The organism is Cupriavidus sp. 05T41 (assembly GCF_056396525.1).
Window position 1 is genome coordinate 1 of sequence record NZ_JBFTLQ010000005.1, and the last position, 21,673, is coordinate 21,673.

The window sequence follows — 21,673 nt, forward strand, 5'->3', positions numbered from 1 at the left end:
GCATGGCGCCTGGCAGCCCGGCCGCGCGAGCGCAGGCGCGCGCAGGCGCTCGCGCCAGTGCAACCCGCTCGCCGCGGGCCACGCCCAGGGCTACCGGCGCAGCCACGCGGACGCACACCGCCTGGGGCATCGCCGCGGCATCACCGCATTCGACTGAACGCCGCCGCGCGCGGCGCCGATGAACCGAGTCTGGCGTGACAGCCAGGGGGGGCGTTCGTGCCTCGCCGGCGCCGCCGTTGCCTGGATCCACACTGGGGGGACCGTCAAATGAGAAACGTACGTGCAATCGTGATGCTGCTGGTGGCGGCACTGGCCGGGCTGGCGGCGGTCGTGCTGGCCTCGCGCTGGATGATCGAGCAGAGCTCGGGCAGCGTCACCAAGGTGTTAGTGGCCGGTACCGACATCAACCTCGGGCAGCGGCTCGCGCCCGAGTTCGTCAAGGTCGTCGACTGGCCGCGCGAGAGCCTGCCGCCCGGCGCGCTGACCGACCAGAAGCTGATCGACGGGCGCGTGACCAAGGCCAGCGTGATGCGCGGCGAGCCCATCCTCGAATCCAAGCTCACGCCGGTCGGCACGCGCGGCGGCCTCTCCGCCGTGATCGCCGAAGGCAAGCGCGCCATCACCGTGCGCGTCAACGACGTGGTGGGCGTGGCCGGCTTCGCGCTGCCGGGCAGCTTCGTCGACATCATCGTCAACACACAGAAAGACCAGGCCAAGAACGAAGGCGCCTCGCAGACCGAGCAGTCGATCTCCAAGATCGTGCTCGAGAAGATCCTCGTGCTCGCCATCGCGCAGGAGGTCAACCGCGACGAGACCAAACCCAAGGTGGTCAACGCCGTGACGCTGGAAGTCTCTCCCGACGAAGCCGAGAAGCTCGACCTCGCACGCAGCGTGGGCACGCTCTCGCTGGTGCTGCGCAACCAGATCGATCCGCGCCCGGTGGAAACCGCCGGCGCCACCAAGCGCAGCCTGCTCAACGAACCGGTGCTCAAGGCCGCGGTGACGGCCGCGCCGGTGGCCAAGGTGGTGCAGGTCGTGCAGCGCATCGCCGAGAAGAAGGTCTCGCGCAACTGCGTGGGCGTGATCAGCGGGATGCAGCAAAACCAAGAATGCTTCTAATGCGCGCACGCTGAGCAAGCCAGATGCCGGCCCCAGCCAATGGGGTCAACAAACCGGGGAAATCAAATGGATCGACACCATACCCAGGAGGGCAGCCCGCGCAGCCGTGCGCCGCGCAACGGCCCCTCACGCCTGAACCTAACCGCGCTCGCCGTGCTGTCCATGACCTGCGTCTGGCTGGCCAGTGAACAGGCACAGGCCGCCGATGCCGCAGGCACCGCCGGCAACACTGGCAATGCTGGCAACGCAGCGAATGCGGCCAATGCGGCGAACGCAGCCGCCCAGGCCGCGCCACAGGCAATGAAGCTGGCCGCCAACGGCCCGATCCAGCTCACGATCGGCGCGGCCAGCGTGCCACCGCCGCCCGCCGACGCCAGCATCAGCCGCGGCCCGAACTGCTCTGGCGCCACGCGCGATCCGCAACAGGTGACGGTGCCGGTCGGCAAGTCGCGCATGCTGCAGTTGCCCGAGGCCGTGCGCACGCGCACGCTGGGCAACCCAGGCGTGGTCCAGGCCATGCTGGTGTCGCCGCAGACGCTCTACCTGCTCGGCCTGGATATCGGCACGACCAACATGATCGTGCAGGGCAAGAGTGGCAACTGCACCGTGATCGACGTCACGGTGGGCGCCGACCCCGGCGGCCTGCAGACCAGCCTGCACGAGCTCGTGCCCGAGGCCCGCAAGGTGCGCGTATCGTCGGCGGCCGACAGCCTGGTGCTGACCGGCAACGTGCCGGACTCCACCGTGGCGCAGATGGTGATCGACATCGCCAACGCGTTCGTGATCCGCCAGACGCGCAGCCCGATGTCGGCGCCCCCGCAAGGCTTCGGCGCGCCCGGCCAGCCCATGCTCGCCATGAACGGCATGCCCATGGGCGGCATGGGGATGGGCATGGTCGGCGCTGGCGGCGCCGGCGGGCAGCCGCTGCGCAGCCAGCGCATCATCAACATGATGAGCGTCGACGCGCCCCAGCAGGTGATGCTGGAAGTGAAGGTCGCCGAAGTCTCCAAGACGCTGATCGACCAGCTCGGCGCCGCGGCCAACCTCAACGGCGCCTTCGGCAGCTGGACCTTCGGCCTGCTGGCCAACTTCCTCTCGGGCGGCGCGGGCGTGCTCTCCGGTGTCAAGAACAATAACCTGCCCTTCAACTTCCAGGTCGATGCACAAAAAGGCGACAGCCTGGTCAAGGTGCTGGCCGAGCCCAACCTGATGGCCATCAGCGGGCAGGAAGCCAGCTTCCTCGCCGGCGGCAAGGTGTTTATCCCGGTACCGCAGGCTTCGAGCGCGGGCGGCACCACCATCACGCTGCAGGAAGAAACCTTCGGCGTGGGACTGCGCTTCACGCCGACGGTACTCGCCAACGGCCGCATCAACCTGAAGGTGGCGCCCGAGGTGTCCGAGCTGTCGCCGACCGGCGTCGCGCTGACCGCGCCCAACCTGAGCGGCACCACCATCCTGCCTTTGATCACGACCCGGCGCGCATCCACCACGCTGCAGGTCATGGACGGGCAGAGCTTCGCCATCGGCGGCCTGATCAAGAGCAACGTGACGGGTAGCCTGAAAGCACTGCCGGGCGCGGGCGAGCTGCCCATCCTTGGCAACCTGTTCCGCAGCACCAACTTCCAGCAGGACAAGAGCGAGCTGCTGTTCGTGGTGACGCCGCGCCTGGTCAAGCCGTTGCCGGCCAACTACCCGATGCCGACCGACTCCTTCGGCAAGCCGACGCCGGGCGAGGTCTTCATCAACGGCAACATGGAAGGTCATCCCGACGTGAACCTGCTGCCGGCCGCGCCAGCCAACCCGCAGCCCGCGCCGGTCGGCGCTCCGGCCGCACCGATGGCCCCGGCCCCGGCCGCGCCCACCACGAGACAGGAGCCGATGGCCGGTCCGCGCGACAGCGCCGCCGCCCTGCCCGCACCCACCATCGCCGGTACGGCGACTAGCGCGGACTCCGCGCAATGAACAGGGGACACATCATGGACTTCCGCCATAGCCTTGCCCGCGTCGCGCGGTTCGCCCTCGCCAGCGCCGCCGCGTGCGCGGCAGCTGGCCTGGCCGGCTGCATGACCACCACGCCGGTGTACGACGCCCACTTCGGCGAAGCGGTGCGCATCGTGCGCGCCATGCAGACGCTCAACCCGGATGCATCGCTGAACACCGACCCGGTCACCGGCGTCGACGCCCGCAGCGCCACCTACGCGATGGACCGCTACAACCAGTCGTACCGCAACCCGCCCACCGACGCGAACGCGTACGCGATCGGGGTCGGCTCGGGCTCGTCGTCGGCGATGTCCTCGGCGCCATGACCGGAAGGCGGTGCGCGGCGGCTCCGGAAGCGCCGCCGCGCACCGGCAGCTTCAACTGAAACTGGGAGAAATGGAGATGGCAAAGCTTATTCTGGTCTCGGGCGACGAGACGCGTGCGCGGCAGATGTCCTCGATGGCCGGACAGGCCGCCACGCAACGCCAGCTGCAACTGGTCTGCGCCGACCCGGAGAAGGCGCTCGGCATGGCCGGGCTGATCCATCCCTCCGACTTCCTGGTGCTGCAGGCCGACGACTTCAGCCCCGACATCCTCGAGCGGCTGCGCCAGCGCTTCCCCGAGCCGGGCGACGTGCCCTGCATCCTGGTCGCGCCGTCGCCGTCGGCCGAGCTGCTGATGCGGGCCATGCGCATGGGCATCCGCAGCGTGCTGCACTGGCCGCTGGACCCGCGCGAGTTCAACGACGAGCTCGAGCGGCTCGCGGTCAAGCCGCTCACCGGCAGCAGCCTTGAGGCGCGCACCTTCACCTTCGCCGCCTGCAAGGGCGGCAGCGGCACCACGTTCGTCGCCGCCAACTTTGGCTACGCGCTGGCCGCGCGGCGCCACAAGCGCGTGCTGCTGGTGGACCTGGTCCAGCAGTTCGGCGACGCTGCCTTCCTGGTCACCGACAAGGCGCCGCCGGCCACGCTGGCCGATATCTGCCAGCAGGTGGACCGGCTGGACCTGGCCTTGCTCGACGCCTGCATCACGCACGCGCATCCGAACTTCGATGTGATCGCCGGGGCCGGCGACCCGGTCAAGGCGGGCGACATCAAGTCCGCCCATCTCGAGAACATCCTGGACCTGGTGCGTCCGGCCTACGACGTGATCATCTTCGACATCGGGCAGGACATCAACCCTTCGTCGATCATGGTGCTGGATCACAGCGACACGATCTACCCCGTGATGCAGCTCAGCCTGCCCTACCTGCGCGCCGGGCGCAGCCTGATGGACATCTTCCGCTCGCTGGGCTATCCGGCCGAGCGCATGCACCTGGTGGTCAACGCCTTCGACAAGCATTCGCCGGTGAGCGTACGCACGCTCGAGGAAACCCTGGGCGCCAAGGTAGCGCATGTGCTGCCGGCGGATGCCCGAGCCGCGCGCGACGCGAGCAACCAGGGCCTGCCCGTGCTGCAACTGGGCGAGCACAGCGCGATCTCGCGCGCGCTGGTGCAGATGGTCGAGACCGTCTACCCGAATGCGCCGAGGCAGCACGAGGGCCTGCTGCGCAAGCTGCTCGGCCATGGCAAGGACCGCGGCGCGCAGGGCGTGCCGGTGGAACGGCACGCCTGAGCGCCGGCAAAGGGACTAGTCCGCGAATCGGATACCGGCGCGCGACGCGCCACGGAGAATCGACATGTCACTGCGTGAACAACTCTATGAAAAGGCCGGCGAGACCGTGGCCGAGCGCGTCGGCCCGGCCACCACCACCGCCAACGCCGCCTACCAGCAGCTCAAGATGGAGATCCACGAAGCCATCATCGAACGCGTGGAACTGGAAAAGCTGCAACGGCTCTCGCCCGAGCAGGTCCGCCGCGAACTGGCGTTGCTGGTGGAGCGCATCATCGACGAGCGCAACATACCGATCAACGAGACCGAGCGCAAGCGGCTGGTGTCGGACGTGCGCGACGAGATGCTGGGCTTCGGCCCGCTCGAGCCGCTGCTCACCGACCCCACCGTCTCCGACATCCTGGTCAACACGTTCAAGCAGGTCTATGTGGAGCGCCGCGGCAAGCTGGAGCTGACCGACGTGACCTTCCGCGACGATGCCCACCTGATGAAGGTCATCGACAAGATGGTGTCGCGCGTGGGCCGGCGCATCGACGAATCGAGCCCGATGGTGGATGCGCGCCTGCCCGACGGCTCGCGCGTCAACGCCATCATCCCGCCGTCCGCGGTGGACGGCCCCCTGCTCTCCATCCGGCGCTTCTCCGTGAACCCGCTGATGGTCAAGGACCTGGTGGAGCTACAGACGCTCACACCGCCGATGGCGCAGCTGATCGAAGCCATGGTCAAGGCCAAGCTCAATATCCTGATCTCGGGCGGCACCGGCAGCGGCAAGACCACCATGCTCAACATCCTGTCGGGCTTTATCCCGGCGAGCGAGCGCATCGTCACGATCGAGGACGCGGCCGAACTCCAGATGCGGCAGAACCATGTGCTGCGCCTCGAAACGCGCCCGCCCAACATCGAAGGCCGGGGCGAGATCACGCAGCGCGCGCTGGTAAAGAACGCGCTGCGGATGCGCCCGGACCGCATCATCCTGGGCGAAGTCCGCGGCGCCGAGGCGCTCGACATGCTGCACGCGATGAACACCGGCCACGAAGGCTCGCTCGCCACCATCCACGCCAACAGCCCGCGCGACGCGCTGACCCGGCTCGAGAACATGATCAGCATGGCCGGCCTGTCGCTGCCGCCGCGCACCATGCGCCAGCAGATCGTGTCGGCACTGACCGTGATCCTGCAGGTCTCGCGCCTGACCGACGGCCGCCGCAAGCTGATGAGCGTGCAGGAGATCACCGGCATGGAGAGCGATGTCGTCAACATGCAGGAGATCTTCACCTTCAAGCGTTCCGGCGTCGACGCCGAGGGCCGCGTGAAGGGCCACTTCTGCGCCACCGGCGTGCGCCCGCACTTCTGCGAGCGGCTGCAGGCGTTCGGCGTGACCGTGCCGGAACGGCTGTTCGAGCCATCCATGCGCTTCGAGGTATGAACCGCGCACGCCCTGCGCAGGAGACCAGCCATGAACCCGACTCTCGCGGCCTTCGCCCTCTCGCTGTTCATCGCCATCGTGCTGTTGCTGGTGCTGGGCTACCAGTGGTGGCAGCACAAGCACAGCGCCGGCGCGCGGCGCCTGGGGCGCCGCCTGCAGGCGGTGGCCCACGCGACCTGGGACGAGCACACCGCGTCCATCATGAAGGAGCGTGCCCTCTCCGGCTCGGCCAGGTTCGCCAGCCTGCTGCGCAAGCTGCCGCGCATCCACGCGCTGGACAAACTGCTGATGCAGTCGGGCCTGTACTGGAACGTGTCGACGTTCCTGGGCTTCACGTTCCTTCCGGCGGCCGCGATCTTCGCCTTCGGCATGCTGCTGGGGCTGCCCCCCATCGCGGTGGCGGCCGCCGCGCTGTGCGCGCTCGCGACGCCGCTCTGGTTTGTGCTCCGGCGCCGCAGCCGCCGCCTCCAGCTGATCGAAGCGCAGCTTCCGGAAGGCGCCGACCTGATCAGCCGCGCGCTGCGCGCCGGGCACTCTTTCTCGAGCGCGCTGGACATGGCTGGCAACGAACTGCCGGAGCCGCTCGGCGCCGAGTTCCGCATGACGTTCGACGAACTCAACTTCGGCGCGTCGATGCATGACGCGCTCACCAACATGGCCGACCGCGCGCCACTGCCCGACCTGCGCTACCTCGTCATCGCGGTGCTGATCCAGCGCGAGTCCGGCGGCAACCTGGCGGAGATCCTCGGCAACGTCAGCCGCATCATCCGCGAGCGCATGAAGCTGCTCGGGCACGTGCGGGTGCTGTCTGCCGAAGGACGCTTCTCCGGGATCATCCTCTCGGTGCTGCCGTTCGCCGTGGCCGGCGCCATGTACGTGCTCAATCCCACCTTCCTCGACCCGCTCGCGAGCGATCCGGTCGGGCCCTGGATCGTGGGATACGCGGTGCTGCTGATGCTGCTGGGCCTGCTGTGGATGCGCAAGATCGTCCGCATCCACATGTAGGACGCCGCCACGGCCAAGATGAAGGGGGAATCATGAGAATCGAGCAAATACTGATCCTGGTCTTCGCGTTCCTGGTGGCCTTCGGCGTGACGCTGGGCGCCATGATGACATTCCAGGCCGATGCGCTGCGCCGGCGCATCACCCAGGTCACCAAGTCGGCCGTGCCCGAGGACGAGGTGCCGTCGGTGCTGCAGGACGACTGGATGCGCAAGCTGGAGCGCCTGTCCCAGCCGCTGGCCAGGCTCGCGCTGCCCAAGGAGGGCTGGGAAGGCTCGGCCATCCGCACGCGCTTCATGAACGCCGGCTGGCGCAGCCCTTCCGCCGTGGCGGTCTACTTCGCCGCCAAGACCGCGCTGGCCATGCTGTTTCCGCTGGCGGTGCTGCTGGCCACGCAGGGGGTGATCAGCGAGGACAACCCGCGCCTGCTGCCGGCCGCGCTGCTGGCCGCCGCCATTGCCGGCTTCTACCTGCCCGACCTGGTGCTGCGCCGGCGCATCCGCGTGCGCAAGGAGGCGATCTTCGAAGCCTTCCCCGACGCGCTCGACCTGATCACCGTCTGCGTCGAAGCGGGCCTCGCGCTCGACGCCGCCCTGCTCAAGGTGGTGGACGAGCTGCGCAAGGACAAGAGCGCGCTCGGCGAGGAGCTGGAACTGCTGGTGCTGGAGCTGCGTGCCGGGCTCTCGCGCGAGAAGGCGCTGCGCAACCTGGCGCTGCGCACCGGCGTGGAAGACATCGACATGCTGGTCAGCATGCTGATCCAGGCCGACCGCTTCGGCACCAGCGTGGCCGACTCGCTGCGCGTGCACGCCGACACCCTGCGCACCAAGCGCCGCCAGCGCGCCGAGGAATGCGCGGCCAAGATCGCCGTGAAGCTGCTGTTCCCGCTGACGCTGTTCATCCTGCCGTCGCTGTTCGTGGTGCTGCTCGGCTCGCCGGCAATCCAGTTCTACCGCACGCTGATCCCGTACATGATGGGCAACGGGCAATAGGCCGGCCACCCCGCGCCCGTCGCCGGCCGCGCCAGCGGCGCGGCGGCGATGGCAGGCAAGGCGGGCACAACCAAACGCAGGAGGTCCTACCATGCAACCCTCGGCAATCCTCGGGCGGCTGCGCCAGCGCGGTGCCAGCGCCGTCGAGTTCGCGCTGGTGGCGCCCGTGTTCTTCCTGCTCTTCTTCTCCATCGTCGACTTCAGCATGATGATGTTCGCCAACCTCACCATGCAGAATGCCGTGCGCGAAGGCGCGCGCTTCGCCGTCACCGGGCAGAGTACCCTCGACCCGGCCAACACCACCCAGCAGCGCTACCAGGCCGTGCTGGCCAAGATCCACGACACCTCGCTGGGCATCTACGACATGTCCGGCGCCACCGTGACCACCTGGGTCAACGGCAGCACGCAGGCCAACGGCGGCACGATGTTCGGCGGCGCCGGCGACCTCGTGGTGATCCAGGTCAATTGCTCCTGGCCGCTGCTCACGCCGATGGTGGCCGCGTTCTTCTCTTCCACGGGCGGCAAGTACACGTTCAGCGTGGCCGCCACCATGCGCAACGAGGCCTTCTGATGAAACGCATCCGCCCCCTGCCGCGCAGGCGTGCCGCACGCGGCATCGCCAGCCTCGAGTTCGCCATCCTGCTGCCGATCTTCATCTTCCTCACCCTGCCGGTGATCGACTTCGCGCGGGCCATCCAGGCCAACCTGATCCTGGTCAACCTGACGCGCGAAGGCGCCAGCCTCGCCTCGCGCAGCTCTGCCTACACGCCGCAGGACATCATGACCGCGCTGGCGCAGACCACGCCGCCGCTGAAAATGAGCCAGCGCGGCATGATCTACATCACCAAGGTCATGGGCGACAACGAGTGCAACAAGAACGGCAAGAACTGCGCCGTGCGCAACATCGTGCTCGAGCAATACCGCTGGGCCGGGGGCTGGTCGCTCGGCGGCTCGGTCCCGGGCAGCAAGGTCTGGAACTGCGGCAGCGGCAGCGGCCAGTGGCAGAGCGACGGCAGCTGCGGCAGCATGCCCGCCGGCGGCAGCACGTCGCCCACCGCCAATGCCATGACGGGCCTGCTCAGCGACGGCCAGATCGTCTACGTGGTCGAGTCTTACTACAACTTCGACATGTTGTTCAAAGGGCTGACCATGGGGCTGCTCAAGATGCCGGACATCGGCCCCAACCTGTATTCGGTCACATCGTTCTGACTGCCGCCACAAGAACAAGACAAAGGAGCCGCCATGAAAACCCCGCGAACGACACTGCGAAGCACGCGCGCGCCGGGTGCCGGCAGGCAGCGCGGCCAGATCACCCTGGTCGCCGCCGTGACGATGATCGGCCTGCTCGGCGCGGCCGGGCTCGCGATCGACGCGGGCATGGCCTACGTGACCAAGGCCAAGCTCAATGCCGCGGTGGACTCGGCCGCGGTCGCCGCGGCGCGCGCCGTCACCAACGGCACCACGCAACCCGACCAGGCGGCCGCCGCACGGCAGGCGGCGCAGGACTTCTTCAACACCAATTTCCCGAGCGGCTACCTGCAGGCCGTGCCGACGCTGGCCACGCCGGCCGTGCTGTTCGACACCCCGACCGCGGGCGCGGTCACCATCAATGTCTCGGCATCGGCCACCATGCCGCTCACACTGATGAAGGTGCTCGGCATGAACAACGTCGCGGTCGCCGCGACGGCCCAGTCGATCCGCAAGGACCTCGACCTGATCTTCGTGATCGATGCGTCCGGTTCGATGTCGCCCGTCTGGAGCACGGTCAAGTCCAACGCCAACACCTTTCTCGACCAGTTCAGCCCCTCGTCGGACCGCGTCGGGCTCGTGCATTTCGCCTCGGGCGCTGTCTCCGACATCCCGATCAGCAAGACCACGCGCGGCTTCGACCGCAAGACGATGCAGAGCACCATCAGCGGCCTGAGCAATGGCGGCAACACGAACTATGCCGAGGCCCTGTACCAGGCCCGCTCCCAGCTTGACAGCATCACCACCAACCGCTCCAGCCTGCGCGTGGTGGTGTTCTTCTCGGACGGGCAGCCCAACACGCTGGCGGCCACCTACCAGATGGGCAGCACCACGAGTACGCGGGTCACCACGTGCGGGCGCCGCAGTTGCTCTAGCACCACCACCACCGGCGCCACCACGCCGACCGGCAACAGCTGCGCGGGCGGCATCACGGCATCGTCGCCCGGCTCCACGCCCAATGGCTTCTATATCACCACGGTACAGAACACCAAGATGAGCGGCGCATGCGCCAACGTGAGCAACAGCAACAGCACCGGCGACGACAACAACGGCAACAGCGACGGCACCGTCGTCACGACGACGGTGCAGCCGATGGGCATGCCGCAGTACTACAACGCGCACAATGCCTCCGACCAGGAGTTCCCGATCTACCCGACCACCGTGCCGTACACCGTCACGTCGGCATACTCGTCCCAGAACGTCTACAACGCCGCCACCAACGTCGCTGTGGAGATGGCCAGCTACCTGCGCAACAACAATGTGTACGTGTTCACGCTGGGACTCGACGGCAACGGCGGCTTCGACGCGAACCTGCTCAAGAACATGGCGAATACCATCGACGCGCCGCTGTACAACAAGAACCAGACCTCCGGCGTCTACTGCTACGCCAAGACCATCGACAACCTGAAGCCTTGCTTCTCCAAGCTCGCCTCCGAGATCCTGCGCATCTCCAAATAGGTGCATGGCCCGGCCGCGCTTGACCGCGGCCGGGGTTTTCTGAAGAATCCATGCGAACGGGCACGCCGCGCCCGGGCGTGCGCGCGGCATGGAGAGAGCATGAAGATCCGCATCCTCAGCGACCTGCACATCGAACACGACATCCCCGCATCCGTGCCCGACTGCGCCGCCGACCTGGTGGTACTGGCGGGCGACATTGCCAACGGCCGCACCGGCGTGGACTGGGCCGCCAGCACGTTTGCCCAGCCGGTGGTCTACGTGCCCGGCAACCACGAGTACTACGAGAGTGCGTTCGACACGGCCGAGGCCGCCATGGCCGACGCGGCGCGCGACGCGGCCCATGTCCATCTGCTCAACGGGGCCGTTGCCTACTTCGACGGCCCCGCCGGCGAGCGCGCGCGCGTGATCGGCACCACCTGGTGGACCGACTACACACTGTTCGGCACCGGCCGGCGCGACGAGGCCATGCGGGCGTGCGCCAGCCGGATGGTGGATCACCGCCTGATCGAGATCGACGGCGGCGACGGCCAGCGCCGCCGCTTCACCACCGACGATGCGCTCGCGCTGCACGAGACCGCCAGCGCCTGGCTGGCGGCGCAGCTCGCCGCGCCGTTCGATGGCAAGACCGTGGTGGTGACGCACCACGCCCCCGATCTCGGCAGCCTGGATCCACGCTACTCGCACGACGTGGTCTCCGCGGGTTTCATCTCGCGCCGGCCCGACCTGGTTGCGCAGGCCGACCTGTGGATCCATGGCCATACGCATACGGGCTTCGACTACCGTCTCGACGGCGCGCGCGTGGTGTGCAATCCGCGCGGCTACGTGCGACGCCATACCGGCGAGCTGGAGAACCCGGCATTCGACTGGTGCTTCACCGTGGAGATCTGAAGCCGCCCAGTCCGCGCGAAGCGGCGGCCCCAAGACAAAAACCCCCGCCGGCTCGCGCCAGCGGGGGTTTTTGCTACTACGGATGCTACGGGTAAAGCAGGCTGCCCTGGAGGCAGGCCGGCAGATTTACATCATGCCGTCCATGCCGCCCATGCCACCCATGCCGCCCGGCATTGCCGGAGCCGAATCGTCCTTCGGCAGTTCTGCAACTGCGCAGTCGGTGGTCAGCATCAGCGACGCGACCGAAGCTGCGTTCTGCAGCGCGGTGCGGGTCACCTTGGTCGGGTCCAGCACGCCCATTTCCACCAGGTCACCGTACTCGCCGGTGGCGGCGTTGTAGCCGTAGTTGCCCTTGCCGTCGATGACCTTGGCCACCACGACCGAGGCTTCTTCGCCAGCGTTCAGGACGATCTGGCGCAGCGGCTCTTCCATGGCGCGCAGCACGATCTTGATGCCGGCGTTCTGGTCGGCGTTGTCGCCGGTCAGGTTCGCGATGGCAGCGCGAGCGCGCAGCAGGGCCACACCGCCGCCGGGGACAATACCTTCTTCCACGGCTGCGCGGGTTGCGTGGAGTGCATCTTCCACACGTGCCTTCTTTTCCTTCATTTCGACTTCGGTGGCTGCGCCAACCTTGATCACTGCAACGCCGCCGGCCAGCTTGGCCACGCGCTCTTGCAGCTTTTCACGGTCGTAGTCCGAGGTCGCTTCTTCGATCTGGGCACGGATCTGCTTCACGCGGGCTTCGATCGAAGCTGCATCGCCGGCGCCATCGATGATGATGGTGTTTTCCTTGCCGATTTCGATGCGCTTGGCTTGACCCAGTTCTTGCAGGGTTGCCTTTTCCAACGTCAGGCCGATTTCCTCGGCGATCACTGCACCGCCGGTCAGGATGGCGATGTCTTCCAGCATGGCCTTGCGGCGGTCGCCGAAGCCCGGAGCCTTGACGGCGGCGGTCTTCAGGATGCCACGGATGTTGTTCACCACCAGGGTCGCCAGGGCTTCGCCTTCGACGTCTTCAGCGATGATCAGCAGCGGGCGGCCCGACTTGGCCACTTGCTCCAGCACCGGCAGCAGGTCGCGGATGTTCGAGATCTTCTTGTCGAACAGCAGCACGAACGGGTTGTCGAGGGCGACAACTTGCTTTTCCGGGTTGTTGATGAAGTACGGCGACAGGTAGCCGCGGTCGAACTGCATGCCTTCCACGACTTCCAGCTCGTCGGCCAGCGACTTGCCGTCTTCCACGGTGATCACGCCTTCCTTGCCGACCTTGTACATCGCTTCAGCGATCAGGTTGCCGATCACTTCGTCGCTGTTGGCGGAGATCGAGCCGACCTGGGCGATTTCCTTGCTGGTGGTGGTGGTCTTGGTCAGCTTCTTCAGCTCTTCGACCGCGTTCACCACAGCCTTGTCGATGCCGCGCTTCAGGTCCATCGGGTTCATGCCGGCGGCAACGTACTTCATGCCTTCGCGCACGATCGACTGGGCCAGCACGGTTGCGGTGGTGGTACCGTCACCGGCGTTGTCGCTGGTCTTGGAAGCCACTTCCTTGACCATCTGCGCGCCCATGTTCTGCAGCTTGTCCTTCAGTTCGATTTCCTTGGCCACGGACACGCCGTCCTTGGTCACGGTCGGGCCGCCGAAGCTACGCTCCAGCACCACGTTGCGGCCCTTCGGGCCCAGGGTCACCTTCACTGCGTTGGCGAGAATGTTCACGCCTTCGACCATCTTGGCACGGGCGGCGTCGCCGAACACTACGTCTTTAGCTGCCATGTTCTGAATCTCCTAAATCTGTACGGGGGGTGGCGTGGATTACTTGTTCACCACGGCCATGATGTCTTCTTCGCGCATGACCAGCAGTTCCTGGCCATCCACCTTCACGGCCTGGCCGGCATACTTGCCGAACAGCACGCGGTCACCCACCTTGACGTCGAGAGCGATCGAAGCGCCCTTGTCATCCTTCTTGCCGGGGCCCACGGCGAGCACTTCACCTTGATCAGGCTTTTCGGCAGCATTGTCGGGAATCACGATGCCGGAAGCGGTCTTGGTTTCATTGTCCAGACGCTTGACGATCACGCGGTCGTGCAAAGGACGCAGATTCATACGGACTCCTTGGTACAAAAAGTGATTTTACGTTCACAAGAACTGGCCGCTTTAGCTGGCTGCCAGCAGAATCGGAAGGCTGAGAGAGGGCTGTTAGCACTCTAACCCAACGAGTGCTAATTATAGGGACGGGGGTTTACGTTTTCAAGTCAGCGACTTGATACGTGTTTACCCTTGATGCTGTCGATGCGCGAGCGAATCAGGCAGCGACCAGTGCTCCGGGCGGGCCGCCTCGGCAGGTCACGGCCGACGGACTTACGCGAGTCCGCTCACCTTTTCCCCGGTTCCCGGGCAATCGCAGCCGCACCCTCACCGCGCGGGCGCGGCCGGCGCGCCCTCCCAGCGCAACCCCGCGATGCGCCGGTTTCGGCACATGCCAGCGACTTCAAGTACAGCTTTCCAGATATTGGCACAGGATTGAATCTGTACTCTTTTTCGGCACGCTCATGTGTGCCTCCTGGCAATACAGCTTCGCCCCTACTCTTCCTTTCAACAAAATGACGCGCAGCCAGTTCCAGTCCCCAAGGCCCGGCGACGCGCATTGATCGGAGCTACCGTCGTGAAAGACGAACCAGGGAAGATACGCGAAGTCTGCCTCCACCTTGTCGCCGGCTTGCGCCGCGGACGACCCGACATAGTTGCGCTGCCCGGCAACAGCGCCACCAGACCCGATTCATGCAGTCCGGCCGTGCCGCCGCAAGCGCACGATCGAGGCTTCCGCTACCGCGATGCACCTGGCGCCGATCCGGCCGGGAGGAGCGTCCGATGAAGCTCTACGAGAGGTTCGCCGACGATATCGAGCGGCTGATCCGGCAAGGTGTCTACCGGCACGGCGGACGATTGCCTTCCGTGCGGCAGGCTAGCCGGCAACACCGGATCAGCATTACCACGGTGCTTCACGCCTACCTGCTGCTGGAAAGCCGCGGCCTGCTGGTGAGCCGGCCGCAGTCCGGCTATTTCGTCGACCTGCAACGCGCAAGCGACGGGTGACGAATGCAGGCGTTGCGAGCATTCGAAGCCGATCGCCATGTCCTCCCCGGTGGACGTCAGCCGGCTTTGATGCTCCGGAACGTGACAAACGCGGGCGCGACCGAGGCGATCAATATCTGCCTTCAAAGGTTGGCGGCGGCCCGGATCGGCCTCGTCGCTGACGATCCGGGAAGCCTGTTCCAGCCCGTCCAGCCAGCGCTTCGCGCCGGTTGGCACCATCGTTGTGTTACCGATCATCCTGGTCTATAACGCACTTCAGTACCGGGTCTTCCGGGGCAAGGTGCGGGAAGGCGACGCCAGCCCCGGCCACGCCAATGTCGGGGAAACGACGCCATGATCGTGAGGCCGAGGCAAAACTGGTTCCTGATGCTGTTCGCCTGGAACGGTTCGGTATTGCAGACCATCCTTCCCCAACTGGTTTTCATCGGGGCTGTCAGCAGCCTGGCGGTGTTCACGCATGGCCGGATATTCGGCGAGAAGATTCCGCTCAATACGGCACCGTTCACGCTGTTCGGCCTGGCACTGGCCATCTTCCTCGCGTTTCGCAACAACGCCAGCTACGCCCGCTTCAACGAGGCTCGCCATCTATGGGGCAGTCTGCTGATTGCATCGCGGGCGCTCACATCGCAGATGCTCTGCTACCTCCCGGAGAACCTGCCTGCCGCGGATCGTACCCGGATCACCAATATGCTGATTGCATTCGCCTATGCGCTCAAGCATCGCTTGCGCATGACTGACCCGACAGAGGACCTGCGCCGCTACCTCGGCCCCGACCAGATGGCGGCGTTGCAGGGGAAATGCTACAAGCCGATGGCTTTGCTGAACGACATTCGCCGCGGCCTCGCCGGCTGCCAGGGACAAGTCGCCGCAACCGACAGCACACGCTGGATACTCGACCAGCAGATCAACGAGCTGGGCGGCGTGCTCGGGGGCTGCGAGCGGATCATCTCCACGCAGATCCCGTTTGCCTATAACGTGCTGCTGCATCGAACCGTCTATGCCTATTGCGTGATGCTTCCCTTCGGCCTGGTCGACTCGACCGAGCTTTTCACGCCATTGCTATGCGTCTTTATCTCCTACACGCTGATCGCACTGGAAGCGATCGCAAGCGAAGTCGCCGAACCATTCGGACTTGCACCGAACGCGCTGGCGCTCGATGCGATGACGCGCAATATCGAGCGATCTGTTCTCGAGCTTTGCGATCGCGAGCTGCCGCCGGAAACGCTGCCGGTGCGGCCGTATCAGTTCACGTAGGCGATCTTCCCGGGCATGTCGAACCAGGTCAATCGGCTTCCGAGGCTGCCTTTAGCGAACCGATCTTCAGCGAGCCGTCATGGCCTTGCGCCTCGGACGACAAAATCGAATCGTGACCTCCACCGTCGGCTTGAATGGAATCCGGGTGACGCTCGGCAAGGTCCTCCAGCAGCGTTGCCGATGGAATGAAGAACAAGCCGCCGGTGACTGCCCTGCTGAAGTCAAGCAACCTGTCATAGTTGCCCGGCGGCCGCCCCACGAACATGTTCTCGAGCATCTGTTCCAGCGGCCTGGGCGAACGGGCGTATCCGATGAAGAACGTACCGAATTCGCCTTTGCCCGGCTGCCCGAAAGGCATGTTGTCGCGCAAGATCTTCACCTCCTCTCCGTTCTCCTCGAGGGTGGTGAGCGAACTATGCGACGACGACGGCTTGACCGCCTCATCGAGTTCGATGTCGGACAGCTTCGTGCGGCCGATGATTCGCTCTTGCGTCTCGACGGGCAGCTTGTTCCAGCCAGCCATGTCGTGCAGATACTTCTGCACCATCACATAGCTGCCCCCGGCGAACGAAGGGTCCTCGTCACCGATGATCGTGAAACGAATGGATTCGGCTCCGGTCGGGTTCTCGGTGCCGTCGACAAAACCGACCATGCTTCGCATGTCGAAGTAGCGAAAGCCATGCACCTCGTCAACCACCGACACGGCCGCGCCAAGCCGGCTCATCAGCTGCGTTGCGAGTTCGAAGCACAGATCCATGTGCTCGGCGCGAATATGCAGGAGCAGGTCACCCGGCGTCGCCATGGCGCGGCGATCGCCGGCGCCGAATTCCCGGAAGGCGTGCAAGCCGGCCGGGCGGGGGGCGCCGAACAGCTTGTCCCAGGCATCCGAACCAAATCCGCAGACACACGAGAGGTTTCCGCCGGGGACCCGCTTTCCCACGGCACGAACGAGCGCGCCGATATCCGCGCACAACGCGCGCACGGCATCTGCGCTGTCATCGCCTGCTGACAGGACCGCGACGATAAAGATCGCGCTACGGGTGATCGGACTACACACGGCTTGCTGTTCGGGGATGATGTCAGGCATTTTTTCGAGTGTTTTCCATGTCGAATTCCAGCGATAACGGAACGATAGGCGCCGCTCAATTATCGCTCATCGTTACCTATACTTTGGGTTCAGGTGGCATCGTGAATTTCAGAAAGGCGGTCCGAACATTGCCTTGGAACGGCAGCCGCCCTTTGCATAAGTTGGCTGGCGGACGATCCGGGCGCATGGCCGGCCATCTACCGCCCGGCACGTTCAAGCATCACGGCCGCCTCTGCAGTCAACATGAGAAACGTGAGGGTTTCCTGCAGATACAATCGAATGGTAGCCTCGGAATGGTCAAGGTAGCCGATGGAAACGTCCTGGCCAATGTGCAGTTCGAAATCGCCGCCCCGCCCGGTGAGCACCATGCCGCCTTCCATTGCCGGCGCCCAGATGATCTCGCCGTCTACAAGCTGGCGAAGGTCCCGCAGGACGGGATAGCCATTGTCGGTGGCCCCGCCGACGTCCGTGAATGGCTTGTCACCCAGAAGCAATCTGTAGGGGCCATCGACACCGGCACGGCGCAACTGGTCCAGCGCTTGCGCCACCGCGGCCGGATACCCGCCGACATCGGGCGGAAGGGCCTGTGCGACATTGCTGGCACCCTGGGAAATCCCCTGGATCCCGGCCGCCGCATAGCCTTCGAAGACAATGCGATCCTCCGCATGCGCGAGTTTGCGAGCCGCATCCTTCAGTGGCTGCAGGTCGGGATTGCTCGACCCTCGTTCGACACTATCCATCTCCAGGCGGGACAGATCAAACGGGACCCGTAGCTCCACCAGGGCCCGCACATCGCGTTGGACGGCTTCGATACCATCGCCTGGCGACTCGATTTGCCGTACCTGGCCGGTACCGACCGCGGAAAACCCGAGACCCTTCGGTCCGACCAGATCCACAACGCGCCGAGCCGCGAAGTAGCGCTTGAGGGTGCGAGATGCTTCCTGCTCGATCTGCTCCCACGCTCCCTCAGAGATTGGCGCGAGCTCCCGACGAAGATTATTCATTTGAAGGCTTCCTTTGGCTGGCCGCTACGCGTCGAATCGTCATGCCGTCTTCGTCGCGTGTCTTGTGTTCCCTTCTTTCCGCCGCTGCCTCGGGTGTGCCGCCCGAGCGTGGCGTCGCCTTGTTGCCCGATCATTCTCGATGAACGTCCCGGGCTCGGCAAGAGCACAGCAAGGCTTCTCCCGCATCGGCTTGCGCGAACCGCTCCCGCTGTGCTCTAAACGATGCTCGCCGCGCGCACGGGATTCGGGGCAACTGCCGCCGCACCAGAGTCCGCCGCTGGCAGCCCGCGGGCAGGCAAAGGCCGATGACGCTCGCCTTCGCAAGGTCGGGCGCTTCCCCGCAGATCGTGTTTCACCCGCTTTCCGTTCAGCGGAAAAGCCGGGAAAGAGGGACCGCGCAGCCGACTTGCGCAGATCGTTTTCAACTGTATCTTTTCGCCAGCCTGGCCATCAACTATGTTAGCCAAAGGCTGAACTCTGTCGTGCCGGCTTTCCGGAGAGCGCCTGGTTCTCGACGCACGAGACTGCCGCGACGAAGTCGGAAACGCGCCGCGGCATCAGAGGCAGAAACATCAGTCGACGGCCGGACGCTTCCGGTGTCCCCGGCGTCCCCGGCCTCGCATGTCCGGCAACGCCCGGCTGCCATGCCGCATCCGAATCGAACAGTCTGAACGCTTCGACCAACAGGGATCTTCACAACAGGGATCTTCACGCCATGCCAGTCCTCTGCGACATCTGTAATGCACGCCCCGCGGTTGCCCGTGTCACCGTGACGGAGAACGGCGAGCGCCGCACGCTCTCGATCTGCGACTATCACTACCGCCAGATGCTGCGGCATCAGGACATGATGAATCCGTTCGACTCCCTCCTGAACGGTGGAGGCGGGATGTCACACCTGTTCGGTGGCCTGGGCGGCGAGACCGACGATGCAGGCTCCTTCTCCACCGAGGTGCCGCGCGAGTCCGTCGATGCCACGGACGCCTTCAGCGAGCAGACGATCGAGCTGTTGCAGCGCGCGGCGGAGAAGGCGCACGAGTTACGCCGCGCCGAGCTCGACACGGAGCATCTCCTCTATGTGCTTGCCGAGAACGACATTGCCGGCGCACTGCTCAAGGAGCTCAAGATCTCGTCCGAAGACATCAAGACCTATATTGACGAGCACGCGCGCACGGGGGAAGCGGACCCCGATGCGCCACTCGACCGGATGACGATCTCGCCGCGCCTGAAGAAGGCCTTTCAGTTTGCCTTCCAGGCGTCGCGCGAACTGGGTCACTCGTACGTCGGGCCCGAGCATCTGCTGATTGGCCTTGCCGCCGTGCCCGAGAGCATCGCGGGAGCCCTCCTCAAGAAATATGGCGTGACACCGGAAGCCTTGCGCCAGAAGGTCGTCAAGGTGGTGGGAAAAGGCGCGGAGGACGGTCGCATCGAAGGCGGCACGGGCACGCCCAACCTCGACAAGTTCGGGCGCGACCTCACCGCGATGGCGCGCCAGGGCAAGCTCGATCCGGTGCTGGGCCGCGCACAGGAGATCGAGAGCACGATCGAGGTGCTTGCCCGGCGCAAGAAGAACAATCCCGTGCTGATCGGCGAGCCGGGCGTTGGCAAGACAGCGATCGTCGAAGGACTCGCGCAGCGGATCGTCAACGGCGACGTGCCGGAAGTCCTGCGTGACAAGCGGCTCGTCGAACTGAACATCAATGCGATGGTTGCGGGCGCGAAGTACCGCGGCGAATTCGAGGAGCGCGCAAAGAACCTGATCGACGAGGTCACGGCCAGCCGGGACTCGCTGATCCTGTTCGTGGACGAGTTGCACACGATCGTCGGGGCTGGCCAGGGCGGGGGCGAGGGAGGCCTCGACATCGCCAATGTGCTCAAGCCTGCGCTGGCGCGCGGCGAGCTCAGCCTGATCGGTGCAACGACACTGAGCGAGTACCAGAAGTACATCGAAAAGGATGCGGCACTCGAGCGCCGCTTTCAACCCGTGCTCGTGCCGGAGCCGAGCGTCGAGCAGACCATCGTGATCCTGCGTGGCCTGCGTGACAAGCTGGAGGCACATCACCAGGTGACCTTCTCCGACGATGCCTTTGTCGCGGCGGCCGAGTTCGCGGATCGCTACATCACGTCACGCTTCCTGCCCGACAAGGCGATCGACCTGATCGACCAGGCCGCGGCACGCGTGCGGATCGGCGCGACCTCCCGTCCGGCCGCGATCCTGGAACTGGAAGCGGAAGCCGCGCAGCTCAAGCGCGAGCAGGACTATGCCGCCTCGCGCAAGCGTTTCGACGAGGCGAAGCGCTTCGAGGAACGCATCGGCGAGAAGCAGAAGCAGCTCGACGAGGCGATGGAGGCGTGGCAGCGAAAGACGGGCTCGGAGACGCTCGAGGTAACGGTGGCGACGGTGGCTGAGGTCGTATCTCGCCTTACCGGCATTCCGGTCGCGGAACTCACGCAGGAAGAGCGGCAGAAGCTGCTTGGCATGGAGGCAAAGCTGCGTGAGCGCGTGGTTGGCCAGGAGGATGCCGTGGTCGCGGTGAGCGACGCGGTACGCCTGTCGCGCGCGGGCCTCGGCCAGACGCACAGACCGATCGCGACCCTGCTGTTCCTGGGGCCCACCGGCGTCGGCAAGACGGAGCTCGCCAAGGCCCTGGCCGAAACCGTGTTTGGCGATGAGCAGGCGATCATCCGCATCGACATGTCCGAATACATGGAGCGTCACGCGGTGGCGCGCCTGATCGGGGCGCCGCCGGGCTACGTGGGCTACGAGGAGGGCGGCCAGCTGACCGAACGCGTGCGGCGACGTCCCTACAGCGTGATCCTGCTCGACGAGATCGAGAAGGCGCACCCCGACGTCTACAACGTCCTGTTGCAGGTGTTCGACGATGGTCGCCTCACCGATGGCAAAGGCCGCGTGGTCGACTTCAGCAACACGATCCTGATCGCCACCAGCAACCTCGGCTCCGCCATCATCATGGATAACCTGGCGCAGCCCGAGGCCAAGCGAAAATCCGACAAGGAAGTCCGCGCGGCACTGATGGGCGTGCTGAAGGGGCACTTCCGTCCGGAGTTCCTGAACCGCATCGACGAGATCATCGTCTTCCATGCGCTTGGCAAGGAGAACATCCGCGCGATCGTGCAGATCCAGCTCGATCGCATCGTGCGCACGGCGGCGGCACAGGACATCACGCTCAGCTTCGGCGACGCGCTCGTCGAGCACCTGGTCGAAGTCGGCTACCAGCCCGAGTTCGGCGCGCGCGAACTGAAACGCCAGATTCGCCAGGTCATCGAAACGCGTCTCGCCAAGGAGATCCTCGGTGACGCGCTGAAGCCGGGCGACAAGGCGAGGATCGACTACGACACGGACAGCGCGGCGGTACGGTTCGACAAGCTCCCGGCCAAGCCTAAGGCAAAGGACAGCGCAAAGGATGCCCCGCCCCCCGATGGCACGCCGTCCCTGGAGCAGGCGCCAGAGCGCCGTGCCGGCTCAAAGCCGAGGAAGTCCGCCGCATAGGAGCCAGCG

Annotated in this window: 17 protein-coding genes and 2 pseudogenes; 15 read left to right on the forward strand and 4 right to left on the reverse strand. The window is 65.7% G+C overall.

Annotation, left to right across the window (positions count from 1 at the left end; translation table 11 throughout):
• The first annotated feature begins 267 nt into the window (after positions 1-267).
• The 11 genes from cpaB to AC1DKV_RS04485 all read left to right on the forward strand — a co-directional run bounded on the left by cpaB (position 268) and on the right by AC1DKV_RS04485 (position 11,721).
• Positions 268-1,119, forward strand: a complete 852-nt coding sequence (cpaB, locus tag AC1DKV_RS04435; RefSeq protein WP_441612580.1) for a Flp pilus assembly protein CpaB — start codon at positions 268-270, stop codon at positions 1,117-1,119.
• Positions 1,120-1,185: 66 nt separating this feature from the next.
• A complete protein-coding gene (locus tag AC1DKV_RS04440) occupies positions 1,186-3,081 on the forward strand; it encodes a type II and III secretion system protein family protein (protein WP_441612581.1) in 1,896 nt (631 codons plus the stop codon).
• Between the two features lie 14 nt (positions 3,082-3,095).
• Positions 3,096-3,425 (forward strand): hypothetical protein, encoded by a 330-nt coding sequence (locus AC1DKV_RS04445; RefSeq protein WP_441612582.1) that lies wholly within the window; start codon positions 3,096-3,098, stop codon positions 3,423-3,425.
• A 76-nt stretch (positions 3,426-3,501) separates the two neighbouring features.
• Complete coding sequence (locus tag AC1DKV_RS04450) at positions 3,502-4,713, forward strand: CpaE/TadZ family protein (protein WP_441612583.1); 1,212 nt, start codon at positions 3,502-3,504, stop codon at positions 4,711-4,713.
• 64 nt (positions 4,714-4,777) lie between these two features.
• A complete protein-coding gene (locus AC1DKV_RS04455; protein ID WP_441612584.1) occupies positions 4,778-6,133 on the forward strand; it encodes a TadA family conjugal transfer-associated ATPase in 1,356 nt (451 codons plus the stop codon).
• Positions 6,134-6,163: 30 nt separating this feature from the next.
• On the forward strand, positions 6,164-7,138 hold the full coding sequence (locus AC1DKV_RS04460) for a type II secretion system F family protein (RefSeq protein ID WP_441612585.1): 975 nt from the start codon (positions 6,164-6,166) through the stop codon (positions 7,136-7,138).
• A gap of 32 nt (positions 7,139-7,170) precedes the next feature.
• Complete coding sequence (locus AC1DKV_RS04465) at positions 7,171-8,127, forward strand: type II secretion system F family protein (RefSeq protein ID WP_441612586.1); 957 nt, start codon at positions 7,171-7,173, stop codon at positions 8,125-8,127.
• Positions 8,128-8,218: 91 nt separating this feature from the next.
• Positions 8,219-8,698 (forward strand): TadE/TadG family type IV pilus assembly protein, encoded by a 480-nt coding sequence (locus AC1DKV_RS04470; protein ID WP_441612587.1) that lies wholly within the window; start codon positions 8,219-8,221, stop codon positions 8,696-8,698.
• Complete coding sequence (locus AC1DKV_RS04475) at positions 8,698-9,336, forward strand: TadE family protein (RefSeq protein WP_441612588.1); 639 nt, start codon at positions 8,698-8,700, stop codon at positions 9,334-9,336. Before AC1DKV_RS04470 ends, AC1DKV_RS04475 begins: the two co-directional genes overlap by 1 nt.
• Positions 9,337-9,369: 33 nt before the next feature.
• Complete coding sequence (locus AC1DKV_RS04480) at positions 9,370-10,833, forward strand: vWA domain-containing protein (protein WP_441612589.1); 1,464 nt, start codon at positions 9,370-9,372, stop codon at positions 10,831-10,833.
• Between the two features lie 99 nt (positions 10,834-10,932).
• Complete coding sequence (locus AC1DKV_RS04485; protein ID WP_441612590.1) at positions 10,933-11,721, forward strand: metallophosphoesterase; 789 nt, start codon at positions 10,933-10,935, stop codon at positions 11,719-11,721.
• Positions 11,722-11,847: 126 nt separating this feature from the next.
• Here the strand turns inward: AC1DKV_RS04485 and groL are convergent, their stop codons facing one another.
• Together groL and groES are read right to left on the reverse strand one after the other, a co-directional pair.
• Positions 11,848-13,491, reverse strand: a complete 1,644-nt coding sequence (gene groL, locus AC1DKV_RS04490) for a chaperonin GroEL (protein ID WP_477137500.1) — start codon at positions 13,489-13,491, stop codon at positions 11,848-11,850.
• A gap of 39 nt (positions 13,492-13,530) precedes the next feature.
• The gene (gene groES, locus AC1DKV_RS04495; RefSeq protein ID WP_017225479.1) at positions 13,531-13,821 is read right to left on the reverse strand and encodes a co-chaperone GroES; all 291 of its coding nucleotides are present in this window, start codon (positions 13,819-13,821) and stop codon (positions 13,531-13,533) included.
• A gap of 765 nt (positions 13,822-14,586) precedes the next feature.
• Here groES and AC1DKV_RS04500 point away from each other — a divergent pair.
• From AC1DKV_RS04500 to AC1DKV_RS04510, 3 genes and pseudogenes are all read left to right on the forward strand, one after another.
• A pseudogene (locus AC1DKV_RS04500) lies at positions 14,587-14,878 on the forward strand (GntR family transcriptional regulator); the annotation flags it as partial.
• Between the two features lie 87 nt (positions 14,879-14,965).
• Positions 14,966-15,148, forward strand: a pseudogene (locus AC1DKV_RS04505) (hypothetical protein); the annotation flags it as partial.
• The gene (locus AC1DKV_RS04510; protein WP_441612592.1) at positions 15,145-16,065 is read left to right on the forward strand and encodes a bestrophin family protein; all 921 of its coding nucleotides are present in this window, start codon (positions 15,145-15,147) and stop codon (positions 16,063-16,065) included. The pseudogene AC1DKV_RS04505 and the gene AC1DKV_RS04510, both read left to right, overlap by 4 nt.
• Before the next feature lie 28 nt (positions 16,066-16,093).
• On the opposite strand, the gene AC1DKV_RS04515 is transcribed toward AC1DKV_RS04510, so the two are convergent.
• Both AC1DKV_RS04515 and AC1DKV_RS04520 read right to left on the reverse strand, forming a co-directional pair.
• On the reverse strand, positions 16,094-17,152 hold the full coding sequence (locus AC1DKV_RS04515; RefSeq protein ID WP_441612593.1) for a Dyp-type peroxidase: 1,059 nt from the start codon (positions 17,150-17,152) through the stop codon (positions 16,094-16,096).
• Between the two features lie 197 nt (positions 17,153-17,349).
• Complete coding sequence (locus tag AC1DKV_RS04520; protein WP_441612594.1) at positions 17,350-18,156, reverse strand: family 1 encapsulin nanocompartment shell protein; 807 nt, start codon at positions 18,154-18,156, stop codon at positions 17,350-17,352.
• 715 nt (positions 18,157-18,871) lie between these two features.
• Between AC1DKV_RS04520 and AC1DKV_RS04525 the strand changes: the two genes are divergently transcribed.
• On the forward strand, positions 18,872-21,664 hold the full coding sequence (locus tag AC1DKV_RS04525; protein WP_441612595.1) for an ATP-dependent Clp protease ATP-binding subunit: 2,793 nt from the start codon (positions 18,872-18,874) through the stop codon (positions 21,662-21,664).
• The last annotated feature ends 9 nt before the right edge of the window (positions 21,665-21,673 follow it).